This is a genomic window from Pseudomonas fluorescens (assembly GCF_041354075.1).
In the GTDB taxonomy this organism is placed as follows: domain Bacteria; phylum Pseudomonadota; class Gammaproteobacteria; order Pseudomonadales; family Pseudomonadaceae; genus Aquipseudomonas; species Aquipseudomonas fluorescens_CE.
Genome location: NZ_JARZGC010000019.1, coordinates 98,293 through 116,738, shown reverse-complemented (window position 1 = coordinate 116,738; position 18,446 = coordinate 98,293). Strand labels below are relative to the sequence as shown.

17 protein-coding genes and 1 pseudogene are annotated in these 18,446 nt (G+C 62.4%); 8 read left to right on the top strand and 10 right to left on the bottom strand.

Translation table 11 applies throughout. The features are described from left to right. Positions 1-102: 102 nt before the first annotated feature. Both purU and fdhA read left to right on the top strand, forming a co-directional pair. Complete coding sequence (gene purU, locus QIW53_RS21255; protein ID WP_371051567.1) at positions 103-960, top strand: formyltetrahydrofolate deformylase; 858 nt, start codon at positions 103-105, stop codon at positions 958-960. 201 nt (positions 961-1,161) lie between these two features. Further along, positions 1,162-2,361, top strand: coding sequence for a formaldehyde dehydrogenase, glutathione-independent (fdhA, locus tag QIW53_RS21250; protein ID WP_077046871.1), 1,200 nt, complete (start codon positions 1,162-1,164; stop codon positions 2,359-2,361). Positions 2,362-2,671: 310 nt separating this feature from the next. On the opposite strand, the pseudogene QIW53_RS21245 reads toward fdhA, so the two are convergent. After that, positions 2,672-2,839: pseudogene (locus tag QIW53_RS21245) on the bottom strand (DUF6124 family protein); the annotation flags it as partial. 209 nt (positions 2,840-3,048) lie between these two features. Here QIW53_RS21245 and QIW53_RS21240 point away from each other — a divergent pair. Further along, positions 3,049-3,597: a DUF2780 domain-containing protein gene (locus tag QIW53_RS21240; protein ID WP_201191787.1), complete on the top strand. Its 549-nt coding sequence runs from the start codon at positions 3,049-3,051 to the stop codon at positions 3,595-3,597. A gap of 1 nt (position 3,598) precedes the next feature. On the opposite strand, the gene QIW53_RS21235 is transcribed toward QIW53_RS21240, so the two are convergent. Then, a complete protein-coding gene (locus tag QIW53_RS21235) occupies positions 3,599-4,486 on the bottom strand; it encodes an acyltransferase (protein WP_201191789.1) in 888 nt (295 codons plus the stop codon). A 265-nt stretch (positions 4,487-4,751) separates the two neighbouring features. Between QIW53_RS21235 and rloA2 the strand changes: the two genes are divergently transcribed. The 5 genes from rloA2 (at position 4,752) to QIW53_RS21210 (ending at position 9,188) form a co-directional block, all read left to right on the top strand. Then, positions 4,752-5,255: a retropepsin-like aspartic peptidase RloA2 gene (rloA2, locus tag QIW53_RS21230; RefSeq protein ID WP_192306628.1), complete on the top strand. Its 504-nt coding sequence runs from the start codon at positions 4,752-4,754 to the stop codon at positions 5,253-5,255. 74 nt (positions 5,256-5,329) lie between these two features. Further along, positions 5,330-6,010, top strand: a complete 681-nt coding sequence (gene creB, locus QIW53_RS21225; RefSeq protein ID WP_192306626.1) for a two-component system response regulator CreB — start codon at positions 5,330-5,332, stop codon at positions 6,008-6,010. Further along, entirely contained in the window at positions 6,010-7,428 is a 1,419-nt protein-coding gene (gene creC, locus QIW53_RS21220; protein WP_371051566.1) for a two-component system sensor histidine kinase CreC, read from the top strand. The genes creB and creC overlap by 1 nt, the downstream gene beginning before the upstream one ends. Positions 7,429-7,602: 174 nt before the next feature. After that, entirely contained in the window at positions 7,603-8,973 is a 1,371-nt protein-coding gene (creD, locus tag QIW53_RS21215; protein WP_371051565.1) for a cell envelope integrity protein CreD, read from the top strand. Then, positions 8,970-9,188, top strand: coding sequence for a hypothetical protein (locus QIW53_RS21210; RefSeq protein WP_192307378.1), 219 nt, complete (start codon positions 8,970-8,972; stop codon positions 9,186-9,188). The genes creD and QIW53_RS21210 overlap by 4 nt, the downstream gene beginning before the upstream one ends. Here QIW53_RS21210 and QIW53_RS21205 read toward each other — a convergent pair. The 8 genes from QIW53_RS21205 to QIW53_RS21170 all read right to left on the bottom strand — a co-directional run bounded on the left by QIW53_RS21205 (position 9,149) and on the right by QIW53_RS21170 (position 18,347). Then, positions 9,149-9,778: a glutathione S-transferase gene (locus QIW53_RS21205; RefSeq protein WP_371051564.1), complete on the bottom strand. Its 630-nt coding sequence runs from the start codon at positions 9,776-9,778 to the stop codon at positions 9,149-9,151. The two genes, QIW53_RS21210 and QIW53_RS21205, sit on opposite strands and share 40 nt — an antisense overlap. 176 nt (positions 9,779-9,954) lie before the next feature. After that, on the bottom strand, positions 9,955-10,134 hold the full coding sequence (locus tag QIW53_RS21200; RefSeq protein WP_371051563.1) for a hypothetical protein: 180 nt from the start codon (positions 10,132-10,134) through the stop codon (positions 9,955-9,957). Beyond that, positions 10,131-11,261, bottom strand: a complete 1,131-nt coding sequence (locus tag QIW53_RS21195; protein ID WP_371051562.1) for a PepSY-associated TM helix domain-containing protein — start codon at positions 11,259-11,261, stop codon at positions 10,131-10,133. Before QIW53_RS21195 ends, QIW53_RS21200 begins: the two co-directional genes overlap by 4 nt. A 69-nt stretch (positions 11,262-11,330) precedes the next feature. Continuing rightward, the gene (locus QIW53_RS21190) at positions 11,331-13,739 is read right to left on the bottom strand and encodes a TonB-dependent siderophore receptor (protein WP_371051561.1); all 2,409 of its coding nucleotides are present in this window, start codon (positions 13,737-13,739) and stop codon (positions 11,331-11,333) included. 238 nt (positions 13,740-13,977) lie between these two features. Then, entirely contained in the window at positions 13,978-14,949 is a 972-nt protein-coding gene (locus tag QIW53_RS21185) for a FecR domain-containing protein (RefSeq protein ID WP_371051560.1), read from the bottom strand. Beyond that, positions 14,946-15,464: an RNA polymerase sigma factor gene (locus QIW53_RS21180; RefSeq protein ID WP_371051559.1), complete on the bottom strand. Its 519-nt coding sequence runs from the start codon at positions 15,462-15,464 to the stop codon at positions 14,946-14,948. Before QIW53_RS21180 ends, QIW53_RS21185 begins: the two co-directional genes overlap by 4 nt. Positions 15,465-15,702: 238 nt before the next feature. Next, positions 15,703-16,410 (bottom strand): 3'-5' exonuclease, encoded by a 708-nt coding sequence (locus tag QIW53_RS21175; RefSeq protein ID WP_371051558.1) that lies wholly within the window; start codon positions 16,408-16,410, stop codon positions 15,703-15,705. Continuing rightward, complete coding sequence (locus tag QIW53_RS21170; RefSeq protein ID WP_371051557.1) at positions 16,407-18,347, bottom strand: putative nucleotidyltransferase substrate binding domain-containing protein; 1,941 nt, start codon at positions 18,345-18,347, stop codon at positions 16,407-16,409. Before QIW53_RS21170 ends, QIW53_RS21175 begins: the two co-directional genes overlap by 4 nt. Positions 18,348-18,446: the final 99 nt, after the last annotated feature.

Sequence of the window (18,446 nt, the reverse complement as noted above, 5' to 3'; positions counted from 1 at the left end):
GTGGGTCAGTCGCCTTTATGCCAACTGACCCACCGCATTCGCGAGCAAGCCCGCTCCCACAGGAGGGCGCATCGACTATCAATGTTTCAGGAGTCACCCGCTATGAGCCGCGCCCCAGACACATGGATCCTCACCGCCGACTGCCCCAGCGTACTCGGCACCGTGGACGCGGTGACCCGCTTTCTGTTCGAGCAGGGCTGCTACGTGACCGAGCACCATTCCTTCGATGACCGGCTCTCGGGCCGCTTCTTCATTCGTGTGGAATTTCGCCAGCCCGACGGCTTCGACGAGCAGTCGTTCCGCGCCGGCTTGGCCGAGCGCGGTGAATCCTTTGGCATGGTCTTCGAGCTGACGGCGCCGCACTACCGGCCGAAAGTGGTGATCATGGTCTCCAAGGCCGATCACTGCCTCAACGACCTGCTCTACCGCCAGCGCATCGGCCAGTTGTCGATGGATGTGGCGGCGGTGGTGTCCAACCATCCGGATCTCAAGCCGTTGGCCGACTGGCACCAGATTCCGTACTACCATTTCCCGCTGGACCCCAGCGACAAGCCGTCCCAGGAGCGCCAGGTGTTGCAGGTGATCGAGGAGGCCGGTGCCGAACTGGTGATTCTCGCGCGCTACATGCAGGTGCTGTCGCCGGAGCTGTGCCGCAAGCTCGATGGCAAGGCGATCAACATCCACCACTCGCTGCTGCCGGGTTTCAAGGGGGCGAAGCCGTACCACCAGGCCTACAACAAAGGCGTGAAACTGGTCGGCGCGACGGCGCACTACATCAACAACGACCTGGACGAAGGCCCGATCATCGCCCAGGGCGTGGAAGTGGTGGATCACAGTCATTACCCGGAGGACCTGATCGCGAAGGGGCGGGACATCGAAGGGCTGACGTTGGCGCGAGCCGTGGGTTATCACATTGAACGCAGGGTGTTTCTCAACGCCAACAGAACGGTCGTTCTTTAGATCGCTATCGCTGGCAAGCCAGCTCCCACAGTGGGCTGGGTTGAACACAGAATTTGTGAACATCACAAAACTCTGTGGGAGCTGGCTTGCCAGCGATGGGGTCCTTGAAAGCAACACAAGAAACAGCATCTGTACCCGAGCACTTAACGCGCTGCCTGCCTGGGCAACGCGGTTCCATAAAAACAACAGCGAGGTGAAAGCATGTCTGGCAATCGTGGTGTGGTGTATCTCGGCGCTGGCAAGGTCGAAGTACAGAAAATCGACTATCCGAAAATGCAGGACCCGCGCGGTCGCAAGATCGAGCACGGGGTCATTTTGAAAGTCGTCTCCACTAACATCTGCGGCTCTGACCAGCACATGGTGCGTGGCCGTACGACCGCTCAAACCGGCCTGGTCCTGGGCCATGAAATCACCGGTGAAGTGATCGAGAAGGGCAGCGACGTCGAGAACCTGAAAATCGGCGACCTGGTGTCGGTTCCGTTCAACGTGGCTTGCGGGCGCTGCCGTTCCTGCAAGGAGCAACACACCGGCGTGTGCCTGACCGTCAACCCGGCCCGTGCCGGTGGCGCCTACGGTTACGTCGACATGGGCGACTGGACCGGTGGCCAGGCCGAATACGTGCTGGTGCCTTACGCCGACTTCAACCTGCTGAAACTGCCGGACCGCGACAAGGCCATGGAGAAAATCCGTGACCTGACCTGCCTCTCCGACATCCTGCCCACCGGTTACCACGGTGCCGTGACGGCCGGTGTCGGCCCAGGCAGTACCGTGTACATCGCCGGTGCCGGTCCGGTGGGTCTGGCGGCCGCCGCTTCGGCGCGCCTGCTGGGGGCCGCCGTGGTGATCATCGGTGACGTCAACACCATTCGCCTGGCGCACGCCAAGGCCCAGGGTTTTGAAGTCGTCGACCTGTCGAAAGACGCACCGCTGCACGAACAGATCGCCGCATTGCTGGGCGAACCGGAAGTGGATTGCGCGGTGGATTGCGTGGGCTTCGAAGCCCGTGGCCACGGCCATGACGGCGTGAAACACGAAGCGCCGGCGACCGTGCTCAACTCGCTGATGGGCGTGGTGCGGGTGGCCGGCAAAATCGGTATCCCTGGCCTGTATGTCACCGAGGACCCAGGCGCTGTCGACGCCGCCGCGAAGATGGGCAGCCTGAGCATCCGCTTCGGTCTGGGCTGGGCCAAGTCCCACAGCTTCCACACCGGCCAGACCCCGGTGATGAAGTACAACCGCCAGCTGATGCAGGCGATCATGTGGGACCGTATCAACATCGCCGAAGTGGTGGGCGTGCAGGTCATCAGCCTCGATCAGGCGCCGGAAGGTTACGGCGAGTTCGATGCCGGTGTGCCGAAGAAATTCGTGATTGATCCGCACAAGCTGTTCAGTGCGGCGTAGGGATCTGCGCAGAACGAAAAGGGCGACTGAGGTCGCCCTTTTTTTTGGTCGTCAGGTCGGTCGTCGGTTGGTTTCCGAAACTTGCCTGCCAATTTCCTCAGCCTTGAGCGAGTTGAGTTTTGCTTTGTGCCCGGACAGCGGGCGAGATGGCATGGTCGAAATTTGCCAACTGGCAGATCTGATAGTCCGACCGTCGATCAACTGCAGGAGCGAGCTTGCTCGCGATGGTCGTAAACGATGACGCTGGCTGACTGATACCCCGCGGCGATCACACGTTTTTCGCGAGCGAGCTCGCTCCTACAGGGCCCCATCAATCGCCCGGGTCGAGTTGGTCCAGTGCGCGGTTCACCGAGACTTCCGCCAGCATGACGATTTGCGCAATGCCCAGCAGGGTGTTGCGGCCGGGGCCGGTTTCCCGGTCGGCGAGGTCCATGGTGATGACGGCGGCGGAAGCCAGGGATTCACTGACGCTGCCCAGCCTATTGGCTTAACACCCTGAAACCCGGTGGGAGCGAGCCGGCTCCGGGCGGCGTTCCGACGATGGGCGACAGAACACCGCAGAACATCCCGCCCCGGCATCACCGTTGATCGCCGCGACGGCGGACGAGGAACAATGCCTGGGGTTACCAGTCCAACAAGCAGTTTTGGCCGCCCATTCCCGGGCGGTTTTTCATTGAGGGTGTCTGGATGAAGGTTTCACGCGGTTTTGTACTGGCATCGCTCATGACACTGGCCGCCAGTCCGGTCTTTGCGCAATTCAGTTTGGGCGACGCGGCCAATGCCATCGCGGGCATGAAGGGCGACAACGCCGCCACCAAGGCGGCGCCGACCTCGGAGACGGCGGATCTGCTGGGGGCGCTCAGCCAGTTGGACGTGACGCCGCAACAAGCCGTCGGCGGCACCGGGGCGATGTTGGGTTTGGCCAAGAATCAGCTGAGCACCACCGATTACGCCGAGCTGGCCAAGAGCGTGCCCGGTATCGACAAACTCTCGGGTGGCGGTGAGTTGGGCGCGCTCGCCAGCCTGCTGGGCTCCAATGGCAAGGCCGCCGGCCTGGACAATGCCCTGGGCAACGTCAAGGACACCAATGACCTGAACAACGCCTTCAGCGCCCTGGGGATGGACAGCGGCATGATCGGCCAGTTTGCCCCGGTGATCCTGCAGTACCTCGGTCAACAGGGCGTCGGCGGTTCGCTGCTGCAAAGCCTGGGCGGTATCTGGGGCACCGGCAGCTGATTCAGCGGCGCTCGGCACGCAAGGCGGCGATGCGCTGGTCCTTCTCGGTCCAGAGCTGGTTGACCCAGTTCTGCACCGTTTCGCGAAACTGCGGATCGTTTTCGTAATCGCCCTGCCACAGCGCCGGGTCGAGTTCACGGGTATGGATATCGATGATGACCCTCGGCACATTGCCGCTGATCAAATCCCAGAAACCCGGAATCTTCGCCTGCGGGTACACCACCGTCACGTCGAGAATGGCATCCAGCTGTTCGCCCATCGCCGCCAGCACGAAGGCCACGCCGCCGGCCTTGGGCTTGAGCAGATGGCTGAACGGTGATTGCTGCTGGGTGCTTTTCGCCAGGGTGTAGCGGGTGCCTTCCAGGTAATTCACCACCGTCACCGGTTGGCGTTTGAACAGTTCGCACGCAGCCTTGGTGATCTCCAGGTCCTTGCCCGCCAGCTCCGGGTTTTTCGCCAGAAAGGCCTTGGTGTAGCGTTTCATGAACGGGTAATCCAGCGCCCACCACGCCAGCCCGAGGAACGGTACCCAGATCAGTTCTTTCTTGAGGAAGAATTTGAAAAACGGTGTGCGCCGGTTGAGCGTCTGGATCAGCGCCGGAATGTCGACCCAGGATTGATGGTTGCTGATCACCAGGTACGAGGTGTCGCGCCGCAGGTCGTCGCCGCCACGAATGTCCCACTGGGTGGGGATGCACAGGCGGAAGATCAGCTTGTCGATTTCCGACCAGGTCTCGGCGATCCACATCACCGACCAGGAAGCGTAATCGCGAAAACGACCCGGCAAGACCAGCTTGAGCAGGGCAAACACCATTAACGGTCCGATCAGGACCAGGGTGTTGAGCAACAGCAGCAGGGCGACGAAACAGCCGGTGAGCAGGCGGCGCATAGGCAACTCTTGAAAGCGTTTGGGCGGGCCATGATAAGCAGGTTCGGGTGGCAGGCCAAATGCGAGGTTACAAATGTTTCACCTGACCGGCGTCAAGCTCGAATACATCGTCAGGCACCAAGCCCCTCGCGAGCAGGCTCGTTCTCAAAGGAGTCAGCGTTCCAATGTGGGAGCGAGCCTGCTCGCGATGCGATCTGAAGAACGAACGATTAGCCAACTGACGGTCTAAAATCCCGCTGCCACTTCTTTCAAGGACAACCGTCACGTGAAATCTTTACTTGCAATTTTGGCCGTCGTTGCCCTACCGGTCATGGCCGCCGAGCCCACCCTTTATGGCCGATACGAATACATCGCGCTGCCGGAAATCGGCGGTGAAGTGCTCAAGGCGAAAATGGACACCGGCGCGCTGACCGCTTCCCTGTCGGCAAAAGACATCGAGACCTTCACCCGGGATGGCGAGGAGTGGGTGCGCTTCCGCCTCGCCACCAAGGATGCGAGCAACAAGGTCTACGAGCACAAGATCGCGCGCATCAGCAAGATCAAGACCCGCTCCGAAGAGGACGACGACGAAGAAGTGGCGGCGCCGACCAAGCGCCCGGTGGTCGATCTGGAACTGTGCCTGGGCAACGTCAAGCGCACCGTCGAGGTCAACCTCACCGACCGCAGCAGCTTCAATTACCCGTTGCTGATCGGTGCCAAGGCCCTTCGCGAGTTTGGCGCGGCGGTGAATCCGGCACGGCGCTTTACCGCCGACAAACCGGACTGCTGATTTCCCGTCGCCCGATTGACGGGATGTGAGGCTTGCGTCACCGTTCGCCCACTCCATTGCCGGGCTCGGACGCCATGCCTCACATCCTGATTGTCGAAGACGAAGCGGCGATTGCCGATACGCTGATTTTTGCCCTGCAGGGCGAAGGCTTCAGCACGACGTGGCTGAGCCTGGGCGCCGACGCGCTGGCGCATCAGCGGCAGACGCCGGCTGACCTGATCATTCTCGACATCGGGCTGCCTGACATCACCGGCTTTGAAACCTGCAAGCAGCTGCGGCGCTTCAGCGAAGTCCCGGTGATTTTCCTCAGTGCCCGGGACGCCGAAATCGACCGGGTCGTGGGCCTGGAGATCGGCGCCGACGATTACGTGGTCAAGCCTTTCAGCCCCCGAGAGGTGACGGCGAGGGTCCGGGCGATTCTCAAGCGCATGGCGCCGCGCGTGGAGGCCGAGCCGTCGTCGGCCTTGTTCCGTATCGATAGCGAACGGGTGCAGATCAGCTATCGCAGCCAGTGGCTGACCCTGACCCGCCACGAATTCCGCCTGCTGCAATGTCTGCTGGAACAGCCCGAACGGGTGTTCAGTCGCGAGCAGTTGCTCGACGCACTGGGCGTTGCCGCCGACGCCGGTTATGAGCGCAGCATCGACAGCCACATCAAGAGTGTGCGTGCCAAGTTGCGTGGGGTGAAGGCCGATGCCGAGCCGATCCAGACCCATCGCGGGCTCGGCTACAGCTACAGCCCGGGGCACAGCTGATGCCGTTGGGGATGCGGATTTTCCTGGTCTATGTGCTGTTCATCGGCCTGACCGGCTATTTCGTGCTCAGCACCGTGATGGAAGAAATCCGCCCCGGCGTGCGCCAGTCCACCGAAGAAACCCTGGTCGACACGGCCAACCTGATGGCCGAGATCCTGCGCGACGATTTCAAGGCCGGCACCCTCAACCAGAATCGCTGGCCGCAACTGCTCAAGGCCTATGGCGAACGACAACCGAAGGCGAACATCTGGGGCTTGCCGAAGAATCAGGTCAACCACCGCATCTACGTCACCGACGCCAAGGGGATTGTGGTGCTGGACTCCAGCGGCGTCGCGGTCGGCCAGGATTATTCGCGCTGGAACGACGTGCTGCTGACCCTGCGCGGTGAATACGGTGCCCGCTCCAGTCGCAGCGATCCGAACGATGCCAGCTCTTCGGTGATGCACGTGGGCGCCGCCATTCGCGATAACGGTCAGATCATCGGCGTGGTCACCGTGGCCAAGCCCAACAGTTCGCTGCAGCCCTACGTCGATCGCACCGAGCGACGGCTCCTGGCCTATGGCGCCGGGCTGATCGGCCTGGGCCTGTTGTTCGGGGCGTTGCTGTCGTGGTGGCTGAGTGCGGCGCTGCGGCGCCTGACCGCGTATGCGCAGGCCGTGAGCGAAGGCCGCCGGGTCGAGGTGCCGCATTATCGTGGCGGTGAGCTGGAGCAACTGGCGAGCGCTGTGGAGCAGATGCGCACACAGCTTGAAGGCAAGGCCTATGTCGAGCGCTACGTGCATACGCTGACCCATGAACTGAAAAGCCCGCTGGCGGCGATTCGCGGCGCCGCGGAGTTGCTGCAGGGCGAGATGCCGATGGCGCAACGGCAGCGTTTTGTCAGCAACATCGACAACGAAAGCGCGCGCATGCAGCAGTTGATCGAGCGCTTGTTGAATCTGGCACTGGTCGAACAGCGCCAAGGGCTGGAAGAACGGGTGGCGGTGCCGTTGGCGAGCCTGGTCGATGAGTTGCTGGGCGCGCAGGCTGCACGCATCGAAGGCAAGCAGCTGCGCGTGGAGCAGGCGATTGCCGGGGACCTGGCGCTGATGGGCGAGCCGTTTCTGTTGCGCCAGGCGCTGGCGAACCTGTTGGAGAACGCCCTGGACTTCACCCCGCCTCAGGGCGTGTTGCGCTTGAGCGCCGAACGGCTGGGCGAGCAGGTCGAGATCAAATTGTTCAACCAGGCCGAGGCGATTCCCGACTATGCGCTGCCGCGCCTGAGCGAGCGCTTCTATTCCCTGCCGCGTCCGGACAGTGGGCGCAAGAGCACGGGGCTGGGGCTGAATTTTGTTGAGGAAGTGGCCAAGTTGCATGGGGGCGGCTTGAGGATCGGCAATGTCGAGGGTGGGGTGGCGGTGATTTTGCGGCTGCCTTAGGACTGGGGTGGATGTATCGCGAGCAGGCTCGCTCCCACAGAAGAGCGCATTCCAATGGGGGAGCGAGCCTGCTCGCGATAACGGCGGCCAATTCTCCACACAATCTCCATATTCCCCCCACAAAGCCCCCACACACCGATTCCAGACTCTCTCCATCCAAACAGGGAGAGTCCCATGAACCGCAATCTGACCTTTAAACTCGGGGCCATCGCCCTGTTGATTCTGTTGTTGCTGATCCCGTTGTTGATGATCGACGGCGTGATCCAGGAGCGTCAGCAACTGCGCGATGGCGTGCTGGAAGACATCGCCCGCAGCTCCAGCTACAGCCAGCAATTGAGCGGGCCGTTGATGGTGGTGCCCTACCGCAAGGTGGTGCGCACCTGGAAGCTCAACGAAAAGACCAACCAGCGTTACCAGGAAGTCGGGGAGGAGCGGGGGCGTTTGTACTTCCTGCCGGAACGCTTCGAACTCGATGGCCAGGTGCAGACCGAGTTGCGTGCCCGTGGCATCTATCAGGCGCGCCTGTTCCATGCCGACAACCGCATCAATGGCCATTTCTCGTTGCCGGCCCAACTGGGCATCAAGGAAGACTTCGCCGATTACCAGTTCGACCAGCCATTCCTGGCGGTGGGTATCAGTGACATTCGCGGCATCGAGAACGCCTTGAAACTCGAACTCGGCGGCCAGCGCCTGGACTTCGTTCCCGGCAGCCAGGTGGGCTGGCTGGGTGAGGGCGTCCATGTGATGCTGCCGACGCTGGACGCCCGGCAAACCACGCAACTGACGTTCGCCTTCGACCTGAAACTGCAAGGCACCGGCCAGTTGCAGGTGCTGCCGGTGGGCAAGACCAGCACGGTATCGTTGACCGCCAACTGGCCGCACCCCAGTTTCATCGGCAACTACCTGCCGGCCCGGCGCGACATCAGCGACCAGGGTTTCTCCGCCGAATGGCAGACCTCGTTTTTCTCCACCAACCTGCAGGAAGCCCTGGATGATTGCGTGTTGCGACGCAGCTGCGAGGCGTTCAATGGGCGCAGCTTTGGCGTGAGCTTCATCGACCCGGTGGACCAGTATCTGAAAAGCGACCGGGCGATCAAATACGCGCTGTTGTTCATCGTCCTGACCTTCGCCGGCTTCTTCCTGTTCGAAGTGCTGAAAAGCCTCGCGGTGCACCCGGTGCAATACGCCTTGGTCGGCGTGGCGCTGGCGTTCTTCTACCTGTTATTGCTGTCGTTGTCCGAACACATCGGCTTTGCCGCGGCGTATCTGCTGTCGGCCAGTGCCTGTGTGTCGTTGATCGGGTTCTACGTCTGCCACGTGCTGCGCAGCGTGCGCCACGGCTTGAGTTTTTCGGCGGGGCTGACGACGTTGTATGGCTTGCTGTATGGCTTGTTGAGCGCCGAGGACTACGCGCTGTTGATGGGCTCGGGGCTGCTGTTCGGCGTGCTCGGGGTGTTCATGGTGTTGACGCGCAAACTGGACTGGTATGGCGTCGGGCAGAAGGCAGGCAAGCCGCTGGCGTTCGATCTGGGAGAGGTGAAATGAGCCGTTCGTTGGGGTTGCGCGAGGATCAGCGGGTGGGGGCGCGGTTGGCGACGCTGATTGGCGGGTTGTTTGCGGTGGACCCGCTGTGGGGCATTTGCGAGCGGGAATCAAAGGCGGGAGCGACGGTGCGACGACTCGACCTGCTCCCGAAGAGACCCGCCCAGGCGAAGAAGTGTCAGACCTTGGGCATCGTCGCCACCATCGAAGGTCGCTGACTCACTTCGAAATACCACGCCGCCAACTGCGGGTTAGCGTCGCGCCACGCCAGGTCCGGATGGCGCAGATCCAGGTAACCCAGGGCACAGGCCACGCTGATCGCCGCCACATCGAAATGGCTGGTCAGCTCGGCAATCGCGTCCTTTTCCAGCAGGCCCAGGGCCCGGCGGATCTTGTCGCGTTGGCCGTCGAGCCATTCGGCCCAGTGCTTTTCCGGCGCACGCAGGGCGACTTCGTAGCGGGTCAGCACGGCGGCGTCCATGATCCCGTCCGCCATCGAGGCCAGGGTCAGGCGCCGCCAGCGGGCCGAGCCTTCACGGGGGATCAGTGGATTGCCGACGTGCTGGTGGTCGAGGTAGTCGAGGATCACCCGGCTGTCGTGGATGACGCTGCCGTCGGCCAGGCGCAAGGCCGGGATCTTGCTCAGGGGATTGTCGTCGATCAGCGCCTGATCCGGATCGACCGGCGTGAGCACGCAGTTCTGCAGGGCGACGCGGTCCTGCTGACCGGTTTCGTGCAACAGCACCATGACTTTGCGAACGAAGGGCGACAACGGGTTGTGATAGAGGGTCATGCTTGGGGCGGACATGGCAGCGTCTCGGTCGAGGGACAGTGCCGGCAGCATAGCGCGTTGAGGCATGGGCTTGAATACCGGACACCTCTGGGAGCGAGCCTGCTCGCGATGCGGTTAGCCAGTGACAGGGACAGCGGCTGATACACCGCATCGCGAGCAGGCTCGCTTTCACAGGGGGTGGCCACGCCAGATCAGCGCCGTTGCAGCAAACCGCGCAGGGCAAAGATGGCCGGAACCCCTAGCCCCAGCCAGCTCAATGCATCCCAGGCGCCATCGCCGAGCAACGCGGCGAACAAACCCGCCGCCGTGAGCAGGGCGATGAGGGTCGGGCTGGCGAAGACCTTCCAGAAGTTCGATTGCCGGGGCTTCATGTGGCGCTCTCGAGTTTTTCCAGCGCCGGTTTAGCCGCCTTGCGCCGCACGATCCACAGGTACACGCCGCTGCCGAGCACGATGATGGTCAGCACGTCGAGGGTGGCCCAGAGGATTTTCATCGGCATGCCGCCGTAGTCACCGAAGTGCAGCGGCTGCGACATGCCCATGGCGTCCATGTACCAGGGGCGCTCGACCACGGCCGTCACTTTCAGGTCGCTGGCGTCGATCAGGATCGGTGTCAGCAGGTGCGAGGTCAGGTGCGTACTGCCTTTCATGAACACCGCGTAATGGTGCTCGCTGGAAAAGCGAGTGCCGGGGAAGGCGATGAAGTCCGGCCGCATGCCGGGCGCAGCGTCCCGGGCGATGTCGAGCAGGTGCGTGGCCGGCGCCCGCAGGGTCAGCGGCGGGGCGTCGCGGTAGGGCGCGATCATCGTGTTGAGCGTGTCGTTGCGCCAGGCGGCGATCAGCAGGTCGGCGCAGGCGCTGATCACACCTGTGACTCCCACCACCAGCGCCCAGGTCAGGGTGACGACGCCGATCAGGTTGTGCAGGTCCAGCCAGCGCAGGCGGGTGGATTTGTCCTGGCGCACGGTGGCGAATGTCAGCCGGCGCATGAACGGCAGGTACAGCACCGTGCCGGAGACAATCGCCACCACGAACAGAATGCCCATGAACGCCAGCAACAGCTTGCCCGGCAGCTCGGCGAACATGTCCACGTGCAGGCGCAGCATGACCATCATGAAACCGCCATTGGCCGACGGCATCTCCAGCGCTTCGCCGGTGCGGGCATCGAGCATGAAGGTGTGGGATTCGTTGGGACCGGTGCCGGCCGTGGCCGCCATGATCGCAATCGCGGCGTTGGGTTCGTCTTCGTCGTAGCCGAAATACTGCATGACTTCGCCGGGACGGTGTTTTTCCGCCGCCTGCACCAGTTGCTGCAGGTTCAACTGCGGGGTGTCGGCCGGCATCACCTTCAACTCCGGCGCATCGCCCAGCAGATGATCGATCTCGTGATGAAAGATCAACGGCAGGCCGGTGAGTGCCAGCATCAGCAGGAAGACGGTGCAGATCAGGCTGGTCCAGGTGTGGACAAAGGACCAGCGGCGGATTGTTTTGCTTTTCATAGCCCATCCAAATGCAAAAGGGTCACGGCTGCACCGTGACCCTCGGGTGGTTGCGAACCGCTCAGTGGTTTACCACTTGTAGTTCACGCCCGCGATGACGTTGCGCTCGTCGCCGTAGTAGCACCAGGTGCCGTCGCACGTCGACAAGTAATCCTTGTTGAACAGGTTCTTCGCGGTGACGTCCACGGAGATCCCTGCCAATGCCGGGTTCAAGCGGCTCAAGTCGTAATGCACGGCTGCGTCGTAAACAGTGTAGGAGCCGACATGGCCGTTGGCGGTGTTGGCCGTGTTGCCATAGGTATCGCCGACGTAACGCACGCCCGCACCCACGCCAAAGCCGTCGAGGACACCGGTGCGCCAAGTGTAATCGGACCACAGCGAGGCTTGATTGCGAGGCACCAGTTTCATCCGGTTGCCCTTGTCGTCACCTTTGAGGATCTCGGTATCGGTGTAGGTGTAGGACGCCACCAGTTTCAGGTTGTCGGTGACGTCGGAGGTGGCTTCGAGCTCAATGCCGCGCACTTTCAATTCACCAATCTGACTGGTGACGTTGTTCTGCGATACCGACACGTTTTCCTGGCGCAAATCGAACGCCGCTACGGTGAGCAAGGTGCGGCTGCCCGGCGGCTGGTATTTCACACCCACTTCAGTCTGCTTGCCTTCGGTCGGCTTGAACGAGCGGGTTGCATTGGCCTCAGCGCCCATCGATGGCTGGAACGACTCGGTGTAGGAAATGTACGGAGTGATACCGGAATCGAACACGTAGCTCAGGCCGGCGTTGCCGCTGAAAGCCTTGTCGCGCTGGGTGTTGGTCGCATCATTCTGGTTATTGAACTGAGTGGCGGAATGAATCCAGTCTTCACGACCGCCCAGGGTCAAGCGCCATTTGTCCAGGGAGATTTGATCTTGGGCGTACAGGCCGGTCTGGTTGGTCTTCTGGTCGTAGTCATAGAAGGTGGCGTACGAAACATTGGAGAAGTCCGCGCCACGGATCGGATGGATCACGTTGCTGTCCGGGGCGTTGCCTTCCAGCCATTTGTAGTTGGTATTGGTCCGCTGGTGGTCCAGGCCCAACAGGACGACATGGCTCAGTGCACCGGTCTGGAAGTCGGCCTGGAAGTTGTTGTCCACGGCGAACTGGCTGATGTCTTCATCGACTTTGTCGACCAGACGACGGAGGGTTCCATCAGGGGCCACTACGTCACCGAACGACGCATAGGCTTGTTGGAACGAGAGGTCGCTTTTGGTGTAGCGCAGGTTCTGCTTGAACTGCCAGACATCGTTCAAGCGATGGTCGAAGGCATAGCCCAGCGCGTAATAGGTCCGGTCGTAGTGATCGGAGTCCGGGTCACCCAGGTTCTTGTGGTGGGAAATTTTTGCGCCTGCCGGAGAGGCCAGCTTGGTGCCTTGCAGCGGCAGGAACTGGCCGCTGACCCCGGTATCGTCGCGAGTGAACTGAGAGAGGAACGTCAGGTGCGTGTCGTCGTCGATGTTCCAGGTCAGGCTCGGTGCCAGGTTGTAACGCTTGTCATCGGTGTGATCGATCGGCATCCCGCTGTCACGCACCACACCATCGATGCGGTACAGGAACTGCCCCTCGTCATCGATTTTCCCGGTGCTGTCGAAGTTGATCTGCTTGCGGTTGTTGCTGCCGACTTCGGCGCGCACTTCGTGGCTGGCAATGGCGTCGGGGCGGCGGCTGACCATGTCGAGCATGCCGCCTGGTGGGGTCTGGCCATACACCGAGGAAGCCGGCCCGCGCAGGAGTGTGATGCGTTCCAGGTCCCAGGTTTCAGCCTTCGGGTTGGCGTAGGAGCCTTTCGGCAGTGGCAGGCCATCGAGGAACTGGGTGGGTTCGAAACCGCGCACGCGCAGCCAGTCGGCACGGGAGTCGCTGCCATAGCTGCTGGCGATCACACCGGGCATGTAACGTACGGCGTCATCGAGGTTTTGCACGCCGCGATCTTCCATCTGGGCACGGGTGATCACGGACATCGAGCGAGGCGCTTCGACGATCGGCGTGTCGGTTTTGGTACCGGCTGCCGTGCGAGTAGCGACGTAGCCGTCCACCGGGCCCCAGGCGCTTTCGGTGTTTTCCACGCCGATGATCGCGGTCTCCGGCAACGCCATGACACCCTCAGGCGCAGCCACCAAGCTGTAGGTGCCAGTGCTGCTCTGCTCCAGTTGCAGGCCGGTGCCGCGCAACGCTGCGCGCAGAGCGCCGACGGCGTCGAATTGGCCACTGACCGGGGCTGAGGTCTTGCCGGCGGCCAGCGATGGATTCAGCGACAACGCCACACCGGACTGGCTAGCGATCTGGTTCAAGGTGCTGGCCAATGGCGCGGCCGGCAGGTTGTAGGCGCGAACGCTGGACGCCTGTTCAGCGGCGATCAGCTGGCTGCTGGCCAGAGGGGTGCAAATGGCAATGGCGACCGCCAGCAAACTGGGGCGCAGCAAGGTGTCTAGCGAACGGGACATACGGCGGCTCCTGAAAGATAATACTTCTCAATTGCCTAGGTGCCGGACGAGAATTCAAAAGTGATAGGGCTGGATGAAAATAATTTTTGTTCAGCGGTTTTTGGGCTGTGGCTGATGTCCCCATCGCTGGCAAGCCAGCTCCCACAGGGAGCTCCAGTGAACATGAATCTTGTGGTCACCCACAGCCACTGTGGGAGCTGGCTTGCCAGCGATGGCGCCCGTGCAGGCACTCGATCACTCAGGGCTTCACATCCGCCTTCGCCACCGTCACCCACCACGCCGTGTGCTGCTCGATCTGCACCGGCAAGGTTGGCAGCAGGGCGCTCAAGGCCAGGTCGGTGTCGTTCAACGGGAAGCTGCCGGTGATGCGCAGGTCCGCGACTTCCGGCGCCACGCCAAGGTGCCCGCGGCGATAGCGGCCGAGCTCATGCACCAGGTCTTCCAGGCGCGCGTTGTCCACCACCAGCATGCCGCGTGTCCAGGCGTCGGCACCGACGCCGAGCGCGACAACAGGCCCCAGGCCGTCGCTGCGCATCAGCACTTGCTGGCCTTCCTGCAGGGTCTGCTCGTCAGTACTCGATTCAGGGCGGGCGGCGACGGCGGATTTCAACACGCTCAGGCGCGTGCCTTGCTCCTCGCGTTTGACCAGAAAGCGGGTGCCCAGTGCGTGCATGCGGCCTTCGCGGGTTTCGACGATGAACGGCCGGGCGTCGCCGTGGCCGGTTTCGACGAGGATTTCCCCGTCCTGAAGAATCACCCGACGCTGCTTCGCGTCGAAACGCACGTCCAGGGCACTGTGGGTGTTGAGGTTGATCACGGTGCCGTCGCTCAGGCGCAGGGTGCGCTGTTCGCCGGTGGCGGTGCGCTGATCGGCGAGCCAGTAGTCCACCGGCAAGTAGCGCTCACCCGCGAACAGGGCCAAACCAATCACCGCGACGACGCTCGCCAGGCCACTGCCCAGCTTTCGCACCCGCCGACGAATGCTCGCCCGTGATTGCAGCAACGCGGCGCGGGCCGGGCCGCTGGCCACACTGAAGCGCTGGTCGAGCATGCCCAACTGGCGCCAGGCGCGCGCGTGCTCCTCGTGGGCAGCGTGCCATTTGGCGAACTCTTCGTGTTCTACCGGGTTGGCCGAATCCAGCGACAACTGCCAGGCAATCGCCGCGTCCAGCACCTGTGCCGAGACCGGTTTGGCGCTGACCGGGGTCATACCGGCTCACCGTACAGCGCGATGTAGCACTGACGAATGCCCTGAGCCAGGTATTGGCGAACCCTTGGCACCGATACGCCCAGGCGCTGGGCGATTTCCGCATGGCCGAGACCGTCGAGCCGGTTGTAGAGAAACGCCGCCCGGGCCTTGCTGGACAGTTTGCCGAGCAGGCGATCGATGTTTTTCAGGTCTTCGAGGATCATCTGCTGTTCTTCAGGCGAAGGCTGTTCGTCTTCGGGAATCAGCATCAACTCGGTGAGGTAGGCCTGCTCCAGTGCGGCACGCCGGAAATAGTCGAACAGCAGGCCCTTGGCGATGGCCACCAGAAACGCCCGGGGCTCGCGCGGTTCCTTCAGTTCATCGCGCCCCAGCAAACGCACGAAGGTGTCCTGGCTCAGGTCCTCGGCCCGTTGCGGGCAGGCGACGTTGCGTCGAAGCCAGGCCAGCAACCAACCGCGATGGTCGCGATATAACGCACCGACGAGCTCAACTTGAGGACTGGGGACTGACGACACGCCGCATCACCGATTAAGAAGTGTTAACTAACGAGAATTGTTCGCGATTGTGTCAGAGGCGTGAGAGGTAAGCAATTGGCCACTTGTCAGGTGATGTGAAGGGTTCCGGCCGCGTTATCGTTCATCGCGAGCAGGCTCGCTCCCACAGGGGCCAAGCGTATCCACAGAAGCCACGTTCACTTGCAATTCCTGTGGGGGCGAGCCTGCTCGCGATGACGGCCGAAACAGCGCCACAACTCTAGAACGACGGCGAATTCTGCCGCCGTTTCCACTGGCTCAAGCGCTGTTGCAGGTTCAGCGGGCTGTGGATCTGTTGCTGGCGCGCCCGGCTGAACAGGATCAGCGCCAGTTCGGCGGTGGCCAGTGCATCGGCACTGGCATGGTGGCGCTCTTGTACCTGGAGTTTGAACCAGTCGATCCAGTCGTCCAGCCCGGCCTCGCGAATCTGCGCCTGCGGGCACAACAGCGGGGCAATCTCTGCCACATCCAGAAACGCATGTTGCAGCTTGTAACCCAGATGATCTTTCAGCGCGCGCCCCAGCATGTGCTGGTCGAACGGTGCATGAAACGCCAGCATCGGACTGTCGCCGACAAATTCCATGAATTCGACCAGGGCTTGCGCCGGATCGCTGCCGGCGGCGATCGCGCTCGGGCCCAGGCCATGGATCAACACGCTGGGGGCGACTTTCATGTCGGCGCATTGCAGGGTGCGTTCGAACTGCTGGCTGAAGTCGATCGCGCCGTCCTCGATCACCACGGCGCCGATCGACAGCACGCGATCCTTGTTCAGGTTCAGGCCGGTGGTTTCCAGGTCCAGCACCACCCAGCGCTGTTCGCGCAGGCTGCACTCGCCTAGCTCGCTGGTCACGGGCAGGTCCTTGAGTCGTTGCTGCAACTCACCGGATAACATCGGGCCTGTCGGGCGCAGCCATGAAAACAGGCTCATAGCTGATACCGCAAACTAAGGCTGCTTTGCAGGCGCTGAGCCTGGCGCAGGGATTCACGCAGGATCCGCCGGTCCAGATGATTGAGGCTGTCGGGATCGACCCGGTTGGAGTAGGGCAGATTCTCCCGGGTCTGCAATTGGTGTTGCTGCATTCGGGTTTGCTGGATGAAGTGATACGCCTCTTCGTAGGCCGCACCGTCCAGTGGCTCGATCACCTGTTTTTCCACCAGTTGGCGAAAGCGTTCCAGGGTATTGTTCGCGCCGATCCCATGGGCCAGCGCGAGCAGACGGGCGCCGTCGACGAAGGGGGTCAACCCCTGGACCTTCAGGTCCAGCGTGGCTTTCTCACCGTTCTTGCGCGCCAGGACAAACTCGCGGAAGCGTCCTACGGGCGGGCGGTTGCGCAGGGCGTTCTCGGCCATCATGCGCTGGAACAGGCGGTTGTCTCCCACCTGGTCGAGAATGCCCCGGCGCAATTGTTCACAACTTTGCTCCTCGCCCCACACCACCCGCAGGTCGAAGTAGATGCTCGAGCCCAGCAGGTTCTCCGGCGTCGCCTCGCGGATGAACGCCGCAAAGCGCCGCGCCCACTCGGCGCGCGACAGGCACAGCTCGGGATTGCCGGCCATGATCTTGCCTTTGCACAGGGTGAAGCCGCACAGCGCCAGGCTCTGGTTGATGTGTTGCGCGATGGGCAGCAGCTTGCCGCGAATCTCGGCGGCGTGGGCGGCGTCGCGGGCTTCGAACAGGATGCCGTTGTCCTGGTCGGTGTGCAGCGTCTGCTCGCGGCGGCCTTCGCTGCCGAAGCACAACCAGCTGAACGCAATGCCCGGGTCGCCTTTCTCGGCGAGCGTCAGTTCGATCACCCTGCACACGGTGTGATCGTTGAGCAGGGTGATGATGTGGGTGATCTGGGTCGACGAGGCGCCGTGGGCGAGCATGCGCTCCACCAGTTGACCGATCTCGCCGCGCAGCGCCACCAGGTTTTCCACCCGCTGGGCGCTGCGGATGGTGCGGGCCAGGTGCACCAGGTCGACCCGTTGCAGGGAGAACAGGTCCCGCTCCGACACCACGCCACACAGGCGCTGATCCTTGACCAGGCAGACATGCGCGATGTGCCGCTCGGTCATGGCAATCGCCGCGTCGAAGGCGCTATGGTCCGGGCTCAGGAAAAACGGCGCGCGGGTCATGTGCCGGTCGATCACTTCATTGAAGTCATTGGTGCCGCCTGCCACGACCTGGCGCAGATCGCGCAGGGTGAAAATCCCCAGCGGCGCCTTGTTGGCGTCGACGACCACGATGCTGCCGACCTGCTGTTCGTGCATCAGGGTCACGGCCTCGCGCAGGGGCGTGTCGGGGCTGCACGTCACGGGGTGACGCATGGCCAGTTCGCCCAGGCGGGTGTTGAGCGAGTATTGGGTGCCGAGGGTTTCCACGGCTTTTTGCTGGACTTGCTGGTTGACCTGGTCCAGCAGGCTGCTGACCCCGCGCAGGGCGAAGTCGCGAAAGGTGTTGGACAGCGCAAACAGCTTGATGAAGGCGAGCTTGTTCAGTTGCAGGCAAAAGGTGTCTTCGGCCGCCAGGTGTTCGGTACGGGTTGCGCGTTCACCGAGCAACGCGGCGATGGGAAAGCACTCGCCGGTGGTGATTTCGAAGGTGGTTTCGGTGCCGCCCTTGGCGCTGTGGGGGCGCTCGCCGACCACTCGGCCTTGTTTCACGATGTAAAAATGCTCGACCGGGCCGTCGGCGGGTTTGATGATGCTTTCGCCGGGCGCATAAAAACGCAACTGGCACTGTTCCACCAGGTACGCCAGGTGGGCATGTTCCATCTGATTGAAGGGCGGGAAACGCTGGAGGAATTGCAAGGTGCCCTGGATGTTCTGCAACACCGCGGTTTTCCCTGCCTGTGTGAAGGCGTCCGCTTTACTCATAACCATTACCGCAGTCTTTTTTAAAATTGTTGTTGTCGGATGACTCGGCCATGGTCAGCTTCTGAGCGCGCAGTGCCCATTGGACGTAAGTCTAGGTTGGGCCTC

Bases quoted from the DNA above. Each gene is read 5' to 3' on its own strand.
- purU (WP_371051567.1), top strand. From the start codon at position 103: ATGAGCCGCGCCCCAGACACATGGATCCTCACCGCCGACTGCCCCAGC.
- fdhA (WP_077046871.1), top strand. From the start codon at position 1,162: ATGTCTGGCAATCGTGGTGTGGTGTATCTCGGCGCTGGCAAGGTCGAA.
- QIW53_RS21240 (WP_201191787.1), top strand. From the start codon at position 3,049: ATGAAGGTTTCACGCGGTTTTGTACTGGCATCGCTCATGACACTGGCC.
- QIW53_RS21235 (WP_201191789.1), bottom strand. From the start codon at position 4,486: ATGCGCCGCCTGCTCACCGGCTGTTTCGTCGCCCTGCTGCTGTTGCTC.
- creB (WP_192306626.1), top strand. From the start codon at position 5,330: ATGCCTCACATCCTGATTGTCGAAGACGAAGCGGCGATTGCCGATACG.
- creC (WP_371051566.1), top strand. From the start codon at position 6,010: ATGCCGTTGGGGATGCGGATTTTCCTGGTCTATGTGCTGTTCATCGGC.
- creD (WP_371051565.1), top strand. From the start codon at position 7,603: ATGAACCGCAATCTGACCTTTAAACTCGGGGCCATCGCCCTGTTGATT.
- QIW53_RS21210 (WP_192307378.1), top strand. From the start codon at position 8,970: ATGAGCCGTTCGTTGGGGTTGCGCGAGGATCAGCGGGTGGGGGCGCGG.
- QIW53_RS21205 (WP_371051564.1), bottom strand. From the start codon at position 9,778: ATGTCCGCCCCAAGCATGACCCTCTATCACAACCCGTTGTCGCCCTTC.
- QIW53_RS21200 (WP_371051563.1), bottom strand. From the start codon at position 10,134: ATGAAGCCCCGGCAATCGAACTTCTGGAAGGTCTTCGCCAGCCCGACC.
- QIW53_RS21195 (WP_371051562.1), bottom strand. From the start codon at position 11,261: ATGAAAAGCAAAACAATCCGCCGCTGGTCCTTTGTCCACACCTGGACC.
- QIW53_RS21190 (WP_371051561.1), bottom strand. From the start codon at position 13,739: ATGTCCCGTTCGCTAGACACCTTGCTGCGCCCCAGTTTGCTGGCGGTC.
- QIW53_RS21185 (WP_371051560.1), bottom strand. From the start codon at position 14,949: ATGACCCCGGTCAGCGCCAAACCGGTCTCGGCACAGGTGCTGGACGCG.
- QIW53_RS21175 (WP_371051558.1), bottom strand. From the start codon at position 16,410: ATGAGCCTGTTTTCATGGCTGCGCCCGACAGGCCCGATGTTATCCGGT.
- QIW53_RS21170 (WP_371051557.1), bottom strand. From the start codon at position 18,347: ATGGTTATGAGTAAAGCGGACGCCTTCACACAGGCAGGGAAAACCGCG.